Origin of the sequence: Akkermansia sp. N21169 (assembly GCF_029854675.1) — a bacterium.
Taxonomy (GTDB): domain Bacteria; phylum Verrucomicrobiota; class Verrucomicrobiia; order Verrucomicrobiales; family Akkermansiaceae; genus Akkermansia.
Map to the genome: position 1 here is coordinate 19,358 of NZ_JARWNC010000022.1, position 18,825 is coordinate 38,182.

An 18,825-nucleotide genomic window follows, 5' to 3' on the forward strand; every position below is an offset into this window, starting at 1 on the left:
ACAATTTTTTTACGATCATCAATGCATTTTCACTTTTGGGACTTGGGATAAATATGGTTCATCGTCAAATAAAGTCAAACAGGAAAATCGGTTTTCCCAATCAAGAAAATCGAATCCCTAGAAACGTCGAAGCAGGAATTCCATTCACGCTTCTTCTACGATCCTTTTTTCAATACTCTTCGTAAAATTGTTCTGCGGAAGGGATGGAGAAAGATTGACCTTCCGGATTATTCGCCGGAATGATTACGAAGGTAATCGGCCAGATCGGCAATGGCAACGACAGGGTATCCGTGCGCTTCGGCGAACGCGATGACTTCGGGGAGGCGGGCCATAGAACCGTCCTCGTTAGTCAATTCGCACAAGACACCAGACGGAGAACGACCAGCCAGACGAGCTAAATCGACAGTACCCTCCGTATGTCCGGGACGGGTCAGGACACCGCCGGAGCGAGCGCGAAGGGGAAAAATATGACCGGGATGCGACAAGTCTTCCGGACAAGCGCCGGGAGCGACAGCCGCACGAATAGTCGCGATACGGTCGGAAGCCGAGACTCCAGTCGTCACACCTTCGGCAGCTTCAATGCTAATGGTGAAGGCAGTACCATAGCGGCTCGTATTGTTGGAAACCATAAGAGGCAGCCCCAGTTCATCCGCTTTTCCTTCCGTCAGGCACAGGCAGACGATGCCGCTGCAATGGCGAATCATTTGCGCCATCTGCGGTACCGTCATGCTATCGGCGGCAAAAATCAAGTCTCCCTCGTTCTCGCGATCTTCGTCATCGACAAGAAGAACCCCGCTGCCACGGCGGATGGAATCAACTGCACGCAGGACGCGTTCTTCGGAAGTCAGTCCAAATCGGGAAAGAGGAGAATTCATGACGATCTACAAAGGGTAATAATCCATTCGAAGTTACCGGGAACCGTGCTCCCGAACAAACGCCCCGTCAAGCCGATATCATGACTTGCCTGAATACTTCCCCACCCCTCGCCCCCCCATTTGATGAACAAGAAGATAATTCCTCATTGAATATTTTGATTATTCAGACATTCTTCAAGATAGATAGCTCTCCGGCATGTGACGTATGGGACAAACGCAAACCGGCAAAGCCAGTTTCGATATATGTCCTCACCTTTCCAACAAATAACCAACCATGCCATGTATTCCAACTTTCAACGCATGCTCCCCTTTTACCTCTTCTGGGGGGGGATTCATCATCCCGGCAATATTTCTGCTCTATTTGGCAGAGCGCCGGATCGACATAATCCATCCATGGATTGCAAGTGCAAAAGTAAGTTCGACCATTGCACTGATTTTTATGTTATTCTTTTATTTGACCGGCAGGATTGTTCAACTGTCATTCCTGCAAGAAAAAAACAATTGCATTTATCCAGATCTTTCTCTTATTGATCACGTTTGCTGCAAGTATTACTGGAATCTTTATCTGGACAAAAATTTTCTATAAATACGCCCTAAAACAATGCTGACGCTTACATTTTCTTCACGAATCGAGCTCGGTAAATCGTCTTTCCCATACCTTCCCAGTGGAGTTGAAAGTCCGTTTTGGGATAGAAGAAAGCATCTTCTTCCCAAGAGAGGCGGCTGAAAAGACCGCTACGCTCAATATGGTCGAGCACCCATTCATAGTATTCCTCATGATCAGTCTTGAAGAGGAATTCCCCTTCATTAGCCAAGGCGGTGTGAAGAACGGGCATCAGGCTATCCTGAATAAGACGGTTTTTGTGGTGACGCGTTTTCGGCCAGGGATCCGGACAAAGGTAGTGCAAACGCGAAATGGAACCGGGTTCCAGAAACCACTCCAGAAAATAGGAGCTCTCGATGCGCAGAACGCGCACATTCTGCAATTCCTCCTTTTCCGCCTGAGTGCAAACACCCCGCACACGCCCCAGCAAACGTTCGATCCCCAAAAAACGGCGTTCGGGGAAATGGGCCGCCATCTGCAAAAGGAAACCGCCATCGCCACACCCCAAATCAACCTCGAAAGGCTCGGGCGAACCGAATATATCCATCGGTGAATAACGGCAAAAAAAATCGTGAGGGACAAAGGCAACCGGCATCATGCGATAACAAACTGGAAAAAATGGTAATGACGCCCATAAAGTGCAGGACTTCACCCTGCGTGTCAAACAGGAAGATGGACGAACCTATAACGGATGTTCTTTTTGCATTGTGCAAATTCCACAACCGTCTTATACGATAATGGCATGAAAGGATGGCGCATGGTCAGCATCGCAGCCCTGCTGGGCATTTTTCTCCCCTCGTGTTCGTCGTCCCCCAAATCGGAAGACTATCCGGGCTATATGACTCGTCCCTACACGATCCGCGGTAAAAAATATGTACCGATGAGCGTCGAACGTGCCTTGTATTTTTCTCAAACGGGAATCGCTTCCCACTACGACGAATCCGGTTTTTGGGGGTTCAGTTCCGGAGAAACCTCCATCGGAGAAGATGTTCGTCCCTGGCACCTGCATGCAGCACACCCGTACCTGCCCCTTCCCTGCGAAGTTCGGGTCACATCGCTCCGTACCGGGAAATCCGTCAAGGTACGGGTCAACGACCGGGGGCCCTTCGTCAAAGGCAGAGTAATCGACCTGAGTTCCGCTGCCGCCAAAAAACTGGGATTCCGACATGCCGGGCTGGAAAAAGTCCACATTCAGGTACTCTCTGTCGGCGACGGCAAATGGAAACGCAAAAGCCCTGTTTTCCACTGACGTCCATATTTCCGTTTTCCCATCACAACAATTTCATGACCATGAACACGACATCCCCGTTAAAAATCGGCATCCTCGGAGCCGGTTCCATCGCTTCTACCATGGCTCATACTCTCTCCCGGATGGAGGGAGCCGAATGCGTCGCCATCGCTTCGCGAACTCCGGATAAAGCCCGGGAATTCGCGCACGCCCACGGTATAGCCTGTTCCTACGGTTCCTATGAATCCATGATGAAAGATCCGGACATCGAGCTGGTATACATTGCTACCCCCCACTCCCAGCACGCAGAAAACGCCGAGCTCTGCCTTAGCCACGGCAAGCATGTCCTATGTGAAAAAGCATTCACTGTCAATGCAACCGAAGCCGAACGCATCATTGCTCTGGCCCGTGCCCGGGGATTACTCCTTGCTGAAGCCATCTGGACGCGCTACATGCCTTCCCGCCGCATAATCGACGAGATCCTTGCCGGCGGAGCCATCGGCACGGCAACCTCGTTGTCGGCCAACCTAGGCTATTCCCTTGGACATGTCGGACGGCTGCAAGATCCGGCCCTGGCCGGAGGTGCCTTGCTTGATCTGGGTATTTACCCGCTCAACTTCGCCGCCATGTTTTTCGGCCACGACATTCGGGAGACCATCAGTTCCGCCATCATGACCGATCGTGGAGTCGATGCTTCCAACAGCATCACCCTCTGCTACGAAGACGGACGCATGGCCTGCCTCCACAGCAACATGCTGGCCATGACGGACCGCCACGGCTACATCTTCGGAGACAAAGGCTATATCTCCGTGACCAACATCAACAACTGCGAAGGAATTAACGTTTACAACCTCAAGCGCGAACTCTCCGCCCATTACGACGTCCCTCCCCAAATCAGCGGTTATGAATACCAGGTAGAGGCTTGCGCACGGGCCATCCGAGATGGACGGACGGAATGCCCCGATATGCCCCACGAGGAAACCCTCCGCATGATGCGCCTCATGGATGCAATCCGGGCTTCCTGGGGCATGAGATTCCCCATGGAATAAAGCAGGATTAATTGGAGACGGTCACGGTCATCCCGACCGGACACAGCTCATACAGTTCTCTGGCAACTTCCTGCGGCAAGTGGATACACCCGTGTGACGCCAGCATGGGAGGATCCGGCACTTCTCCTTCATGAAGAGCACAGGAGCCGCTGAACCACATTGTGTACGGCATGGGAGCTCCGGAAAATTTGGCCCCGGCCGGTACGCTGTTCTTCCTCCTGTCCGCATACCGGACGACCTGCTTGCCGTCATCGTTGTAAATGCTGCCGTAAAGGGATGAATAATGAACGAGTTCCTTGCCATAGATTTTGAAGTTCCCCTTCGGGGTGGAGTGACCGGGAATACCCGTACTCAGGGGAAAGACAAGCGCCTTTTTTCCGTCGACGAACAGGGTACCCTTCTGGTTGTCGATCGAAACGTGCATCTTCAATGCTTTGCCGGAAGCATCGGCCATCAGAGCATTATCCCTGTAGTTCCTGCCATGGTAGGCAGGTTCCCCCGGAGAGGTCACCGCCAAGCCATTGTCCCCGTCCGTTCCCACCGAGGAGCAGGAGCTCCATAACACCAATCCCGCCACTGCGGCTACTGTCATCCATGCGTTTTCCATGTTTGATCCCTCCTTAATCAGTTCCAGAGGAAAAAGACCATTATGGCTTCCTCCGCCTACCTCTGAAACAATTTACCGCTATCCGACGTTGAAACCCTGACGCACAACATGACAAAACCCGGTATCATCAAGATACCGGGCTTATCAAACAGAGAGAAAACGTCAGGAGAACTCCTATCTATCAGGATTTCGGCTTATCCAGGCTCCACTCGTCCTTCCACTCGATCTTCATCTGGTGGCCGTCCCACTGAATCGGCAGCCATACATAACGACCATCGATAGCATTGGCCGGACGCCACTGGTCGGCAATGAACACATACTCCATTTTCCCGCGAACAGGAACCGGAAGAATAAACGTGCTTTGTCCTCCGAAAGTCGTATGGGAATTGGGACCTACACAAGGGTTCTTCAACTCTGTCCACGGGCCCAGAATATTTTTCGCATAGGCGGAACGTGCCGTATTGGGCGCCCAGCCCGTACAACCGGAGGCTATCAGGTAATAGAATCCGTCCTTTTTGCAAATGGCGGGAGCCTCCATAAAACGCCCCGGAAACACGCGGACGAACTTCCCGGAATGCGTCGTAAAGTCATCGGATAGTTCGGCAATATGCATCGTCCCGTTTTCCTCGGAGGAGAAAATGTGGTACCCTTTTCCATCCGTATCGACAAACAGGGTCATGTCGCGGGCCATCTGCCCCTTTTCAAAATCCCGTTTGAACATGGCATATTCATTCATGCCATCCGGATAATTGCTCGAATTCAGAGAAGGAGCCTTCGGCGCATTTTCCATGGTCTTCTCCTTCTCGGGCATATTCAGAGGCCATTTGCCCGGATTCGCACGCAGGGCGTGAAGAAATTTGTACGGACCGGTCACTTTGTCACTGACGGCAACCCCGCTCATGGCATCGCCATACCCATGGCCTTTGCGTTCCAGATGGAACCACATCACATACTTGCCGGTCTTTTTATTGTAGATCACCTTGGGACGTTCCAAAATACACCCTTTGGCAATAGGGCTATCCGGGGATTCCTCGACAGCCAGGGCAATCCCTTCATCCTTCCAGTTATACAAATCCCTGGATGAGTAGCAATGCACCCCTACTTGGGCATAATTACCGGCATCGCCTTCCACCTTGTGCTCTCCAAACCAGTAATACGTCTTCCCCACTTTGCAAAAACCGGCCCCATGACCATTAATGGCAACCCCTTTGTCGTCGTACCAAAGCTGCCCCGGTTTGAAAGAGGTATTCCCAACGGAAGGCAATGCGGCAAGACACGGGAGCAAGGAGCCGGCTAACAGAATGAATTGGATGATTTTTCTCATGATCTTGTCAAGATACGATAAGAAAACGGCAACCTTTCACAAGCAGATACGTTAAAATACGGATAAAACAGACACATTCCGGCAAAGTTACAAGCGTCATCAACAACAAACACGACAGGATGAAGCCAACTGGCATTGCCAATGGGAAGTCCTTGTGGTAACGTCAGGCACCATGCGATATTGGAACTTTATCATTTTCATGCTGATTGCCATGTTCGGCATGATTCCGAAAGCCGGGGCAACCGAGCAAGACAATGACAACAAGATTTACTACACCGGGAAAGTCGTCGTCATTCCCATCGGTGAAGAAACCTTGGCCAATACTCAGAGCTTCGGCTTCATGAACCGTACCCTGAAACGAGCCAACGACGAACAGGCTGCGGCTATCGTCTTTGAACTCAACACTCCCGGAGGCCTCGCCTGGGAAACCAGCGAACTGATGATGAAAGGCCTCTATCCCATGAAAGTTCCAACCTTCGCCTTCGTCAACACCAAGGCCATGTCCGCCGGTGCCCTTGTTGCGTCCGCCTGCGATTCCATCTATATGGCCCCCGTATCTTCCATCGGCGCCGCAGGTATCGTCAATTCCACTGGTGAAGAAATGGACCCGATGATGCGCAAAAAGGTAGAAAGTGCCTTTTCCGCCTTCACCCGTTCCGTCGTGGAAGAAAAAAATCATAATTCGGAACTCATCCGGGCCATGATGATCCCTGCATCCAAAGACGAAACCTTCGGCCCCGTCAAACTGGCCAAAGGAGAACTCCTTACCCTGACAGGCAAAGAAGCAGTTTCTCCCGGTTCCGACGGCAAACCGTTGCTGGCCAAAGGTATCGTCAACAATGTCAAGGAACTGCTGGAGAGGGAACACATAACAGCCCCAGTCGTTACAGCTACGCCAACCGGATTCGAACGCATTGCCTTGTGGATCGCCTGGGCTTCCCCCTTCCTCATCCTGATAGGGATGGGGGCCGCCTATATCGAAATGAAAACTCCGGGATTCGGAATCGCCGGAGCCATTGCCGCCCTGGCATTTGCCCTCTTCTTTTTCGGCAATCACATCGCCGGCAACCTGGCAGGTTACGAAACGGCGGCATTGTTCGTCGTCGGATGCATCCTGTTGCTCGTTGAAATTTTTCTGGTTCCCGGAACCTTCGTCAGCGGACTGCTGGGCGTCTTGTTAATCATCGCCGCCCTGTTCAGCGGCATGATCAGCCTGGCTGACATCAATTCCCTGTTGCGGTCAGGAGATTTCTCCGTGGAATCCATCGCCAGCGTTTCCCTTCTTCCTTTGACCAAGCTTGCTGTCGGCATGGCGGGAGGCATGGTACTCATCATGTTGCTCATGCGTTTCCTGCCGGATTCCCCTCTCTTCCGCTCCCTGTCCAACAACTCCGTCAGCGGAGGCCAGGACGCAGGTGCCGCAGTCGGCGTCTCCGCTACCGGAGCTACCATCGGTTCTCTCGGAGAAACGGTTACGGAACTGAAACCGAACGGTAAAGCCCTCATTCATGGAGAAATTTACGAGGTTTGCTCTCGACAAGGACTACTCATCAAGGGTACCCCTGTTCGCGTCATTGAAAAACGCGCATTCGACCTCATCGTCGAAGCGGCCGATATCCCCGCGCCCCAACAAGAAGCAGGCAACCAGCCTGAACAATAAAATTACACCTCTCCATCCCTCACACACTACAGCCATGCCAGTTACCGTAGGATTCATCTCCCTTGGATGCGCCAAGAATCTCAACGACTCCGAAATCATGATCGGCCACCTCCAAAAGGCCGGAATGACCATGACGCCCGATCCGGATCTGGCAGATGTCGTCGTCGTCAACACCTGTTCGTTCATCGATAAAGCCAAAAAGGAATCCATCGACACTATCCTCGGAGTCGCCCAAGCCAAGGAACGAGGCGAATACCCCAAGGAACAAAAACTGGTTGTTGCAGGATGTCTCGCCCAGCGCTTTTCCAAGGAACTGCCCGATCTCCTGCCAGAAGTAGACGCATTCATCGGCCTGGATCAGATCACGGCCCTTCCGGACGTCATCACCAGCATCATGACTGGCACGCTTGGAGATCGCAATCTCGTCTCCGACAAATCCACCTACATCCCGGACTACGACACCCCACGCTTTCGTCTGACACCCCGGCATAGCGCCTACATCAAAATCGCCGAAGGCTGCAATCACACCTGCACCTTCTGCGTCATTCCCCAAATCCGGGGCAAGCATCGCAGCCGATCCCAGGAAAGCATCATCCGGGAAACACGCATGCTCGTCGAAGCCGGAGTCAAAGAGATCAACCTCATCGCCCAGGACTCCACTTACTACGGCATGGACCGCTGGCAGGACGGCAACCGTCCCACTCCCCGCAGCGGAGTCGACTCTACCAAGGGAGAATCCCTCTCCACCCTGATCCGCGAACTCAATGCCATCCCCGGCGACTTCTGGATCCGCATCCTCTATACCCACCCCGCCCACTGGAGCGACGAACTCATCCGCACCATCTCGGAATGCCCGAAAGTCGCACGCTATGTGGATATTCCCCTCCAGCACATCTCGGACAACATGCTCTCCTCCATGCAACGCCAAACCAATGGAGACTACATCCGAGATCTCCTCCGCAGAATGCGTTCCGGTGTCCCCGGCATGGCCATCCGGACCACCTTTATCACCGGTTTCCCCGGTGAAACGGAGGACGACCATCGGGAACTTATGGATTTCATCGAAGAATTCCGATTCGAACGTGCCGGCATCTTCACTTACTCCCGCGAAGAAGGCACTAAGGCATACAAAATGCCTAACCAAGTACACCACCGCACCAAAACGCGACGGGCCAACGAAGCCTCGGAACTCCTCGCCCGCATCGCCGACGAAATCGGTCAGGAACAAATCGGCAAAACCATCCGCGTTCTTGTCGAAGCCCCCGGTGTCGCACGTACGGCATGGGATGCTCCGGACATCGACGGCTCCGTATCCGTCCCGGAAGACCTTCCCGTCGGTCAATTCGCCGACGTCCGCATCATCGACGCAGTCGCCTACGATCTCGTCGCGGAAAAAGCCTGAAGCGCTTCTACACCAGATCCTCCATTCCTCATCCCGGTTCCGTCTTGTCCTGTTTGTCGGACGGAATCGGTCTTACTTTTTCTTTCCCTGTTCGTCTTTTACAAAAGAGATATGCCATCCGGAACCGGGACAAAACATGTGCAGTTCCTTTCCAATCAGGGCTAATGCGTGAACCTCTCCATTAGATGTACGGAATGAATGGATATTACCCCGCTCGGAAGATCTCACATAGCTTAAATCCTTATTGGAATAATTCGCCGCCCGGGAGCTATCAACTTTGAGCCACGAACCACCGTTTATCTCTTTCCAGGAGCCCATGAATCTGGGATCCGGCCATTTGGACGCTGAAGCGGCATTCCCCCTCTCAAGCGTCTCCCTGGTTTCGTTGATCAGATTGTTGATTGCAATGGCTCCATCCAAATCGCTACGGGCGACCGCCTGCTTCTTTTGCTGCTCCAGAGCCGCAAGATATTTCCGATAGAGAGGCATGCATAGCCGGGCGCATTTCCCTGCATATTCAGACTTCAATTGATCCAGTTCTTTCCCTCCCGGTCCTGCGGGGGCTTCTGCTACAAGATCCGTCTTTCCCCACTTGGAAAACTGACAGATTTTATCAGGCTCATATCTAAACCACAAACGATTGATCTCGCTACGAAACACCAGAATATCACCTTCCGAAAGCTCCGTATTGATTGAATCTCCACTGGGGCTCAAAGTTTCATGAAGCTTGGCCTGCAAATGAGAACCATCGGCATTAAGGGCGTGTACCAGCTTCGTTGCCTTTTCAAGCCACTGCCCCGGGATCACGAGAGAAGAGCCCGTCGACTTCCACAACGAGTCGGGAGTCGTATTCATGATTTCCAGTTCTGCCTTCAGACTCTTACACATATCGAAGTCGGAAAGAGCCACGTACTTCTGCAGCAATCCCTGCAACTGTTTTTTATATTCGGCAATCACAGGGCCACAAAATTCGCTACACTTGGAATTAAACGAAGAAACAAGCTTTGATGTAGCAGGCGGTACTTCGGCCTCCTGGGCTGATACTGTCCACCCCCCAAAGAGAGCTCCTACAACAATAGTAAAAATAACCGGTTTCATCTTCTAAAAATCCTTATCTTTCTAATATATCATTAAAAAAATAACGTCAAGATCTTAGTATTCTTCCTCCACATCCCAACGCATCAGTCCGCATACACCGTACCTGCCGTTACGGTACCTTCGTCGCAGTCGTACGCCACCCGGAAGCGGGAATAAACACATACAGACAATCTCCTGCAAAGGCAAAAATGCGGACTTCCCCCGACGAATGGAGACAGGTATGGACATTGCCATGTTCGGAAGACTTCACGTAGGAAAACTCTTTGAGCGTTTCCCCATTTTCATTGTACAAGGAAATCGTCCTGGAGGAGTCAATCCTATATGAACACCCACTGTCGGCTTCCTTCCAGAGACCGGCAAGCCGTGAATCCGGCCATTTTTCCCTTGCGGATGCCGCCGTACTGGACAGCACTTTATCTTTCTCTTTCTCGATTCTTCTATGGATTGCCAGAGCGGCATCAAGATTGCCGCGACTTATTTCCTGCTTTCTCGCTTTGTGCAAAGACTGAATGTACTTCACGGAGAGAGGAGTACAAATCCGGGCACAGCGGGCACTGAACTCTGAACGCAATGCCCCCAATACGTCCTGTGTCCCGGATTTTGTCTTTTCCATGCGACTGAGGGATCATTTGGTGAACTGGCACATTTTCCCCTGATCATACCTCACCCAAGCGAGTATCTGTCCAAGCTCAGATTGGGAAAAGATAATACAATGTTTGAAAATTCGTTTTACGATTTATCAAACATATAAAACGTAAGATGATCTTGGCAAGATACGTTCTAGTGGTATATCGAATTCATTTCCGACATGAAAAAAACATTTCACACAACCATTTCCCTGCTTTTGCTGGCTTTTATAAACGGATATGCGGAAGGTTCTCCGAAATCATACAGTGGTGTCTATCCTCACCTTGCATTTTATAATAATGAAGGGGAGTGCGGTACCGGAGCCATTGTCCCTTGGGCCGGAAATCTATGGGCGATGACGTATGGTCCCCATCTTCCTCATGGTTCTTCGGACAAACTTTATCAGATTTCTCCGGATCTGAGGATGACTGTCAGAGAGGAGAGTATCGGCGGAACGCCGGCTAATCGATTGATCCATCAGGAGAGCGGTCAGTTGTTTATGGGACCGTATGCGATTGATCAGCATGGGAACGTGCGCGTAATTCCCTATAGCATCATGCCGGGCCGTCTTACGGGAAGTGCCCGTCATTTGAAACATCCGGAGTCCAGGCTGTATATTGGTACCATGGAGGAAGGATTTTACGATATCGATGTCAATACGCTGGAAGTCAAAACACTCTATGCCGATGACAATAAACCTCTGAGTGAAGAACAAAAGAAAAAGGGAATTACCAAGGCTGCTCTTCCCGGGTGGCACGGCAAAGGGCTTTATTCCGGGCAGGGAGTACTCGTGTTTTCCAACAATGGAGAAACGGGAAGTCAGGCGCTGAAACAATATGATCTCGAATCGGGCGTTTTGGCGGAATGGGACGGAAAGAAGTGGAAGGTTGTCCGCAGAAACCAGTTTACTGAAATCACCGGTCCGGGAGGAATCTCAGGAAATCCCAGACCGGAAACGGATCCGATATGGGCGGTGGGCTGGGACCATCGCTCTCTTCTGCTTGGCCTGCGAGACAAGGGAAATTGGAATTTTTTCCGTCTCCCTAAAGCCAGCAACACCTATGACGGTGCTCATGGCTGGAATACGGAATGGCCTCGTATTCGCAACGTTGGCCCGGAAGATCAACCGCGTTATCTGATGACGATGCATGGTATGTTCTGGGATTTTCCTGCAACGTTCTCTATCGGTAAAACAGCCGGCATTCGGCCTTTGTCTGCATATTTGAAAGTAATTGGAGACTTTACACGTTGGAATAATCGTCTCGTTTTCGGTTGTGATGATACGGCCGAAAAAGAATTCCTTAATTCCCGTTCCATCAAAGGGAAAATCAAAGGTCCGGGGCAATCCAATTCAAACCTCTGGTTTACTTCGCCGGACATGCCCGGAAAACTCGGTCCCCGGACCGCGTGCGGCGCTGTCTGGATGAATGACCGAGTCAGGGCTAACGAACCTTCCGATCCTTTCCTTTTTGCAGGCTGGGATCACAAGGGAGCTTGGATTAAAAACGATGGAAATCAATCTGTCTCGATAGATTTCCAAACGGACGCTTCAGGGTCGGATTCATGGAAATCCTCATGCAAGGTTTCATTGCCGGCAGGAACATCTCGCTTTGTATCGCTCAATAACGTCAAACATGCGGAATGGATTCGTGTCGTAACTGATCGGAATGCGGATATGAGTGTCGAATTCGTGTATCGTGCCGATGATACCCGCACCACGGAACCCGATGCTATTTTTAAGGGACTTGCGTTCGTATCGGACGAAACATCCCTGGGAGGACTCCTGTATTCCCGTGGAGGAAACCTCCGTACAATGGGCGTGCTGGCCGGGCAATTCTCCGGCGGAAAATTCACGGAGTCCGGTTTCTATGAACTTGATGCCGACATGAACCTCGTTCTCAGGGAAAAGGCTTCGGGCCCGGCCGCTCAATATACGCGGGAATCCTATGCCATTGCCCCCGGCAAGCTGGAAATGGACGATGCCTCGGTTCTGATCAAAGACGACGCCGGTCGCAGATGGCGCCTTCCCAAGGGCAATGCCGCTTTCGGCCCTTTGGAAAAGGCGGGAGCCATGCGGGTCTGCCGGGAAGTGGCTACGGAACGCGATTTGTTCCATGCCATGGGTACATTTTACGAACTGCCTGCTGAAAATGCCGATGGATTTGCCAAAATCCGTCCTATTGCCACCCATCCGTTCCGTATCCATGACTATGCTTCCTACCGCGGGATGTTGATTCTGAGCGGCCTTGATCCAGAATCCTCCCAAGGCAACCCCCATGTGATCGCTTCCAAGGACGGCAAGGCGATGGTTTGGGCCGGCGTTATTGACGACCTGTGGAAACTTGGCAAACCTACCGGGGAAGGTGGCCCGTGGAAGGATTCTGCGATCAAGTCCGGAGAAGCCTCCGACCCGTACTTGATTGGTTTTTATGATAAGCGCTTCATGAAATTGAGCCACAAGTCCGACTTTCCCGTAACCTTTGTTATTGAAGCCAACCCAATCGGCCATGGCCCGTGGATGATCTACAAGACGGTGACCGTCAAGCCCGGAGAAGTTTGGGAACATGAGTTTCCGTCGGATTTTGATGCTCGCTGGATTCGTCTTTCGGGGGACAAGGATACGACTGCCACTGCGTGGCTGATTTATGAATGAATTGCTTCTATCCGCATTCATAGCAAACATGCCGAAACGGACAAATTGGAAATAATATAATAATTAAATCATTGATGATGAATACAATTTACAAAAACATTTTGTCTAGTCCTGAATTTTGGGCCAAAAAGCGATGCTTCCATCCCGGAAGATATCAATCGGGAATTCCGGGCTTTGGACGAAAGAATCAGGAAAGATGGTTATCCTAAACCAGAAGACATGGAAGGAAAAACGCATGGGAGAATCGACAATAACGAAACTATTAAAACGGCCCGATAACCGTATCATGTCCGGATTCTCTTCTTTTGTATCCCTGTCATCTTTTGATTAATCAAACATCTGCAAACAAATCCTCTTTATGAAACTCAGACTTCCTATTCAACTGCTATCTATCGTCATTTCCTCCCTGGTGTCTGCCTCCTCCGCCTTGTCTGCGGATAAAACGTGGTCGGGTACCGGAAATTGGAGTGATGCATCCCACTGGTCCGGTAATACACTCCCGGCCACGGGCGATAATTTGAAAATAACCGACAACGCTGAACTGATGGTAGACGGCACATATACGATTGCCGACATATCTATCGCCTTGTCCGCAGGAAAGAAGGTCATCATCAAGGGGGGAGGAAGTTCCTTTGGAATCCTTCATTTCTCTGGAACGGGCAATTTGACAACTGGAGGACAAATTCAGTTGGGAGACGGGATCAACTCTTTTACGTTGCACAATACTTCGACGGCCGATAACCGGATCGCCATTAATGGTGCTACGGAATTGGTCGTTCAAGAGAAGACGAACCTGGAAGTAAATAGGTTGATTGTCGGCAATACTGAATCTAAAGGAGCGTCGTTGGTGCTAAATGGTGGAACTATTAAAATTACCAAGAATACGACAGCTTTTGCGGAAGTCGCCCCTTTCGTTATTTCCCATTATGCTAATTCAGGTTCATCCAGTACGGTCGTAATCAATTCCGGGCTTTTGGACGTTTGTACCGGTGCCGGAGTTGTAGGTGTTCGCGGCAATGCTTCGTTGGACGTAAGGGGAGGAGTGGCCGATTTCAAAGTACTTTATATGGGGGGTTATACGGGAGTAGCTATTGAGAGCGTTTTGAAATTACATCATGAAGGCAGGTTGAATTTGGGAGAGGGAGGGTTGAAGGTTGGCGGAACAGGAACAGAAGCCAATATCTCTATTCAGCTTGGCGACGGAGGGGTTCTTGGTGCGTTTGCAGATTGGGAATCGAGCTTGACTATGACATTGACGGGTACGGATCAAGGAATCATCATTGATACTTCGCATGCCGTAGTATCCTCTGATCCTGAGGAAGGTGTCCCGGCGAACCATAAAATAACCTTGAGCGGGAAATTGACGGGAAATGGAGGGTTTGTCAAGGAAGGAGCGGGAACTCTTGTCCTGATGGGAGAGAATAACGACTATCTGGGGCTGACGAAAATTGTTGAGGGTATGCTTCAGGTGGGTACTGGAAACTGGTCCAATGGGAAAACTGCTTCTTTGGGTAAAGGAAAAATCCTGATTTCAGAAGATGGTACTTTGGGAGTTTCGACAGGAAAGCTTCTGGATTTGAACAATGAAATCGAGACGCTGGATGGAGCTCATTTCCGTATTCTTGACGGGATGTATAAGTCTACCGTGAATTATAGACTGTCCGGTTTGGTTTCCATGAACGGTGCATTTAACTTGGTAGCAACCTGGTCTGAAAAGCCCATGGAAATTACCGGTAAACTGACGGACGGAACGATAAAAGGGAAGGGTAAAATCACTTTCAAAACGCCAGATGACAATGGATCGTTAAATATCTATATCTTGAATCCCGATAATGATTATTCTGGAGGAACAGTCGTCGGAAATAAAATTAATTTAATTTTAGGTAATGATCCCAATACACCTAGTGGTTCATTGGGTAGCGGCCTTGTTGAAATGCAGACTGGCAGTAAATTGCAGTTAAGATCTCTTCCTGTTTCCTTTCATAATGACTTTATATTTGGAAACAACTCCTCAATCGCTATTCAGGGAGGGGATGATTATATATTTGAGGGAGCCATGGCATTGATGGGAAATTTATCCATTAATGATGCATGGGGGAGAAATTATAGCTTGAATGGTATTCTATCTGATTATGATAGCACAGTAAAAGGATCTTTGACATTGAATCATGCAAATGGCATAACAACTGCTACTCTTGCCGGTGACAATACGTATTCGGGAGGAACGACCATTGCATCAGGCGTTTTGCTGAATTTGGGTGTCGAAGGTGGGACCACAGGTACATTGGGAACGGGAGATATCACTTTGAACGGGGCTCTTCAGTTCAACCGAACGAATACCTATGAAATACGGAACAATATTTCCGGTAGCGGTAGAATTGTTCAACATGGATCGGGGACGACGATTCTCTCCGGGACAAATACCTACACCGGTGAAACGAAGTTGGAAGACGGTATCTTGCAAATCGCGTCCATGGATTCCCTAGGTAATGGAGGTCCGATCGTATTTTTCGGAGGGTGTCTATTGGCATCGGGGAATCTGGAGATGACGGGACGGCAGATCACCGTTGGGAGTGGTCAATCCCTTCATTTTGCCGCAGCTGATGGCAAATCAATGACAATTCTCGACGGCTTGCCCTTCTCCGAGGGAGCGCTGAATAGCAATTCTTTCATCGGTCGGGAGGGGAGTACTGGAACAATTCTTCTGAAAAATCTATCGGACAATGCCGTCCTGGGAGGAACGCTGGCAGTAATGGAAGGCGCCGGGCTCAATCTGTCTTCGGCTAATGTGTCTTCGGCGGTTATCGTAAAAGGAACGCTTGCCTCCATAGCCGGAACTCTTTCGAAGGATTCAGGAATTTTGCGCATCGAAATGGGAGCGGACGATACCCTAGCGGGACGTCTTGAAGCCGTTTCCGGCTTGCTGGAACTTGTGGGAGTCGAGGGACAGTCCTTCAATCTTGATTTAGTGGGAGTACTGTCTGGTTCTCAGGTCTCCCTGGGAACGAATATATACGTTACTGCAGGTAATGAATCGAAGACAGCAACTGTTACGGCGGCAGAACTACTGAAGCTTTCCGGTGGTGTCTTGGAGATTGTCAATGCATCGGTAGAGGCAAAGGGCCTCTCGTTTTCTTCTTCCAATTCATCCCTGTTCCTTCATGGAGAAAGCCTGACGATCGGTTCGGAAAAGATCACCGGTTCGGCGGGGACGTTGGAACTGGGCGGCGGTATGCTCAAGTCGTCGGCTGCGTGGAGCACGACCCATGTCGCCGTGCTTTCGGCGACGGGCTCCGATGCGACGACGATCGACACGACGGGTGGGGACATCACCCTGTCGGGAAATCTTTCCAACAAATCGGGCGTGGTGTCCGTGAACCTGGTGAAGTCGGGTTCGGGCGTGCTGACGCTGGGAGGAGACAACGCCTCGCTCTCCGGCAGCATCAAGGTGACGGGGGGAACGCTCAAGGCGGCTTCCTCCACGGCCTTCGGGGCTGCGTCTAACGAAATCCTGACGGAAGGGGCGAAAATCGACCTCAACAGTCAGACCCTGTCCAACGCGCTGGTCTTTTCGGGAGATTCGACGCTGTCGGGAACCTCGGCGGGCTACGCCGGAGCGGTGCATGCCAAGTCGGGAACACTGACCTTGTCGGACGCCTCCGCCGTCCTGAAGGACGTAAGGGTCTCGGCGGGAGCGACACTCAAAGGTACGAATCTGACGATAGGAGGTACTCTGACGTTGGATCTTTCCGACATGCTCACAAGGGACAATTCCCCGTATGTTCAAATGGTTGATCCTCTTGGAGGAACGACTTCGTTGAAACTGGACAACTTCCTCCGTACAACGGAGGATCAGGCCGCCGGTGCATACAAGCTGATCTCTGTCACAGGGGATTCCGCCTTGGATGCGGGTGATTTCATTTGGGATAGGAAAAGTGTTTCAACGGATTCCTACCTCTACACGCTGGTAACTTCGGTAGATGGGGATACCAGTAACAAGGTTCTCTATCTGCGCTTGGCCCGCATCGGTACCTGGGTCTGGAACAGCGGTAATCCCGGCTATACGGGGTCGGAATGGGGAGGAAATATGGAATCTCCTTGGGATCAACAGGGCTTTCCGGGAGGACCGGATGGACAGAAAGTCCAGTTCGACGATGCCGCCTCAATGAAAACCGTGACGATTTCCGGGACGGTTTTTCCCTGGTCGTTAGATATCATTAATAGTTCCGGCAACGATTATCTCTTCCAAGGGAAAGGTTCCACGAACGACGGCATCGGCGACTATGGCGACGTTAGTGTTTCGTTGACCAAGAAAGGTGCCGGCAAGCTTTCTCTGGCATCCAATCTCAAGAATACCTATTCGGGAGGGACTTATCTCTACGACGGTACGATTGAAATGGGGAACTCCGATTCCCTGGGAACAGGGATTGTCGATTTCCTGGGCGGTACGTTGGGCAACGTCGCGGGAACGGATGTGACGATTACCAACGTGTTGACCGACGCCATTCCCGAATCGGCTATCGGCATCACGGACAAGCAGGCCATCAAGCTTCTTGCCGCTCCCGGGACAACGCTGATAGTAGACCATTCCTCGGGCGGCGGCCTCGTCTTCGATGACTCCGGTAGGAACGATGCGGCAGTCTCCATCTCCGGTACGGGACTTGTACAATTGTCCGGACTGGCTGCTGACGCGAAACTTTCCGGAACGGTTTCCGTTTCAGACGAATCTTCGCTGGAACTGGTCAATATAGTCCAGCAAGGTTCGGTTACCCTCTCCGGGAAACTCTCCGGCGTGGCGGGTACCCTTGAAAAAACTTCCGGTACTCTCGTTCTGAACCTCCTCAACGAAAGGGACACCTTCGGCGGTACGTTGAAGGGCGCCACCCTCACCGTCAGCGCCGTCGGTTCGGCGGCTACCGACAAATCCCTGGGACTTTCCGGCACGATGTCGGCCTCCGGTCTGATCCTTTCCGACGGAGCCGAACTCAAGCTGCTTTCCAACGGAAAACTTGCCGTCGATGGGACCATCTCCGTCAACTCCGACTCCGGCCTCACCCTCGCCGGCGGTACGCTGACGCTGGGCAATGCTTCCGGGGTTGCGACAGATGATGTCCTCTCTGACTCGCAAGGCACGGTCACTTTAGGCAACGGAACTCTCACCGCGGCCACAGGCAGCTCGGGCTGGACAGCCTCCCACTCCATGACCCTTTCGGGCACGGGCGAGAACGGAACTCTCGTCAGCCCCGGCGACGGACAGACTGTGACCCTGGGCGGAGTCCTGAACGGCTCCGGCCTCTTGACCAAGCAAGGGGGAGGCATCCTCGTCCTCGGCAGCGGCGGCAATACCGTCTCCGGCGAGATCGCGTTGAAAGAAGGCCGTCTCGAACTTGCCGACGGAGCCAGCCTCGGCACATCCCATGTTACCGTCTCGAGCGGTACTCTCGAATTGAACGGCATGGCCTCCTCCGGATCCTCTCTGACGGTACGGGGCGGCGCCCTGTCCGGAGCCTCGAACTACGCCCCCGCAGGCGGAGTCTCAGTCGAACTCACCGGCCAGGCGACACCCGTCGTCCTGGGCGGCCTCAACGGCAGTGCCCTCACCCGCCTTCACCTGGGCGAGGGAACATCCTCCGGCGGTCTCGACTACGGCAGTTCCATCACCGGGCTCACGGGCAATATCTCCATTTCCGGCGCCACA

At 51.7% G+C, this 18,825-nt stretch carries 12 protein-coding genes; 6 read left to right on the plus strand and 6 right to left on the minus strand.

The annotated features are described in order from the left end of the window. Positions 1–227: 227 nt before the first annotated feature. Positions 228–875, minus strand: a complete 648-nt coding sequence (gene ribB, locus QET40_RS00650; protein WP_280125235.1) for a 3,4-dihydroxy-2-butanone-4-phosphate synthase — start codon at positions 873–875, stop codon at positions 228–230. 611 nt (positions 876–1,486) lie between these two features. Next, complete coding sequence (trmB, locus tag QET40_RS00655; RefSeq protein WP_280125236.1) at positions 1,487–2,026, minus strand: tRNA (guanosine(46)-N7)-methyltransferase TrmB; 540 nt, start codon at positions 2,024–2,026, stop codon at positions 1,487–1,489. A gap of 195 nt (positions 2,027–2,221) precedes the next feature. Between trmB and QET40_RS00660 the strand changes: the two genes are divergently transcribed. Both QET40_RS00660 and QET40_RS00665 read left to right on the plus strand, forming a co-directional pair. Beyond that, complete coding sequence (locus QET40_RS00660; RefSeq protein WP_280125237.1) at positions 2,222–2,728, plus strand: septal ring lytic transglycosylase RlpA family protein; 507 nt, start codon at positions 2,222–2,224, stop codon at positions 2,726–2,728. Positions 2,729–2,769: 41 nt separating this feature from the next. Continuing rightward, positions 2,770–3,756, plus strand: coding sequence for a Gfo/Idh/MocA family oxidoreductase (locus QET40_RS00665; protein ID WP_280125238.1), 987 nt, complete (start codon positions 2,770–2,772; stop codon positions 3,754–3,756). Between the two features lie 7 nt (positions 3,757–3,763). Here the strand turns inward: QET40_RS00665 and QET40_RS00670 are convergent, their stop codons facing one another. Next, positions 3,764–4,363 carry a L,D-transpeptidase family protein gene (locus QET40_RS00670; RefSeq protein WP_280125239.1) on the minus strand — a complete coding sequence of 200 codons (600 nt, stop codon included), beginning with the start codon at positions 4,361–4,363 and terminating at the stop codon, positions 3,764–3,766. A gap of 181 nt (positions 4,364–4,544) precedes the next feature. Next, positions 4,545–5,687, minus strand: a complete 1,143-nt coding sequence (locus QET40_RS00675) for a glycoside hydrolase family 43 protein (protein ID WP_280125240.1) — start codon at positions 5,685–5,687, stop codon at positions 4,545–4,547. Positions 5,688–5,859: 172 nt separating this feature from the next. Here QET40_RS00675 and QET40_RS00680 point away from each other — a divergent pair, with 172 nt between their 5' ends. Both QET40_RS00680 and rimO read left to right on the plus strand, forming a co-directional pair. Then, positions 5,860–7,347, plus strand: coding sequence for an NfeD family protein (locus tag QET40_RS00680; protein WP_280125241.1), 1,488 nt, complete (start codon positions 5,860–5,862; stop codon positions 7,345–7,347). A gap of 34 nt (positions 7,348–7,381) precedes the next feature. After that, positions 7,382–8,749 (plus strand): 30S ribosomal protein S12 methylthiotransferase RimO, encoded by a 1,368-nt coding sequence (gene rimO / locus QET40_RS00685; protein ID WP_280125242.1) that lies wholly within the window; start codon positions 7,382–7,384, stop codon positions 8,747–8,749. Between the two features lie 72 nt (positions 8,750–8,821). Here rimO and QET40_RS00690 read toward each other — a convergent pair whose 3' ends face one another. Then, positions 8,822–9,847: a hypothetical protein gene (locus QET40_RS00690; RefSeq protein ID WP_280125243.1), complete on the minus strand. Its 1,026-nt coding sequence runs from the start codon at positions 9,845–9,847 to the stop codon at positions 8,822–8,824. 109 nt (positions 9,848–9,956) lie between these two features. After that, entirely contained in the window at positions 9,957–10,460 is a 504-nt protein-coding gene (locus tag QET40_RS00695; RefSeq protein ID WP_280125244.1) for a hypothetical protein, read from the minus strand. A gap of 195 nt (positions 10,461–10,655) precedes the next feature. Here QET40_RS00695 and QET40_RS00700 point away from each other — a divergent pair, with 195 nt between their 5' ends. Then, positions 10,656–13,127, plus strand: coding sequence for a hypothetical protein (locus tag QET40_RS00700; protein ID WP_280125245.1), 2,472 nt, complete (start codon positions 10,656–10,658; stop codon positions 13,125–13,127). Positions 13,128–13,485: 358 nt separating this feature from the next. Beyond that, on the plus strand, positions 13,486–18,825 hold a 5,340-nt coding region (locus QET40_RS00705; RefSeq protein ID WP_280125246.1), incomplete at its 3' end, for an autotransporter-associated beta strand repeat-containing protein.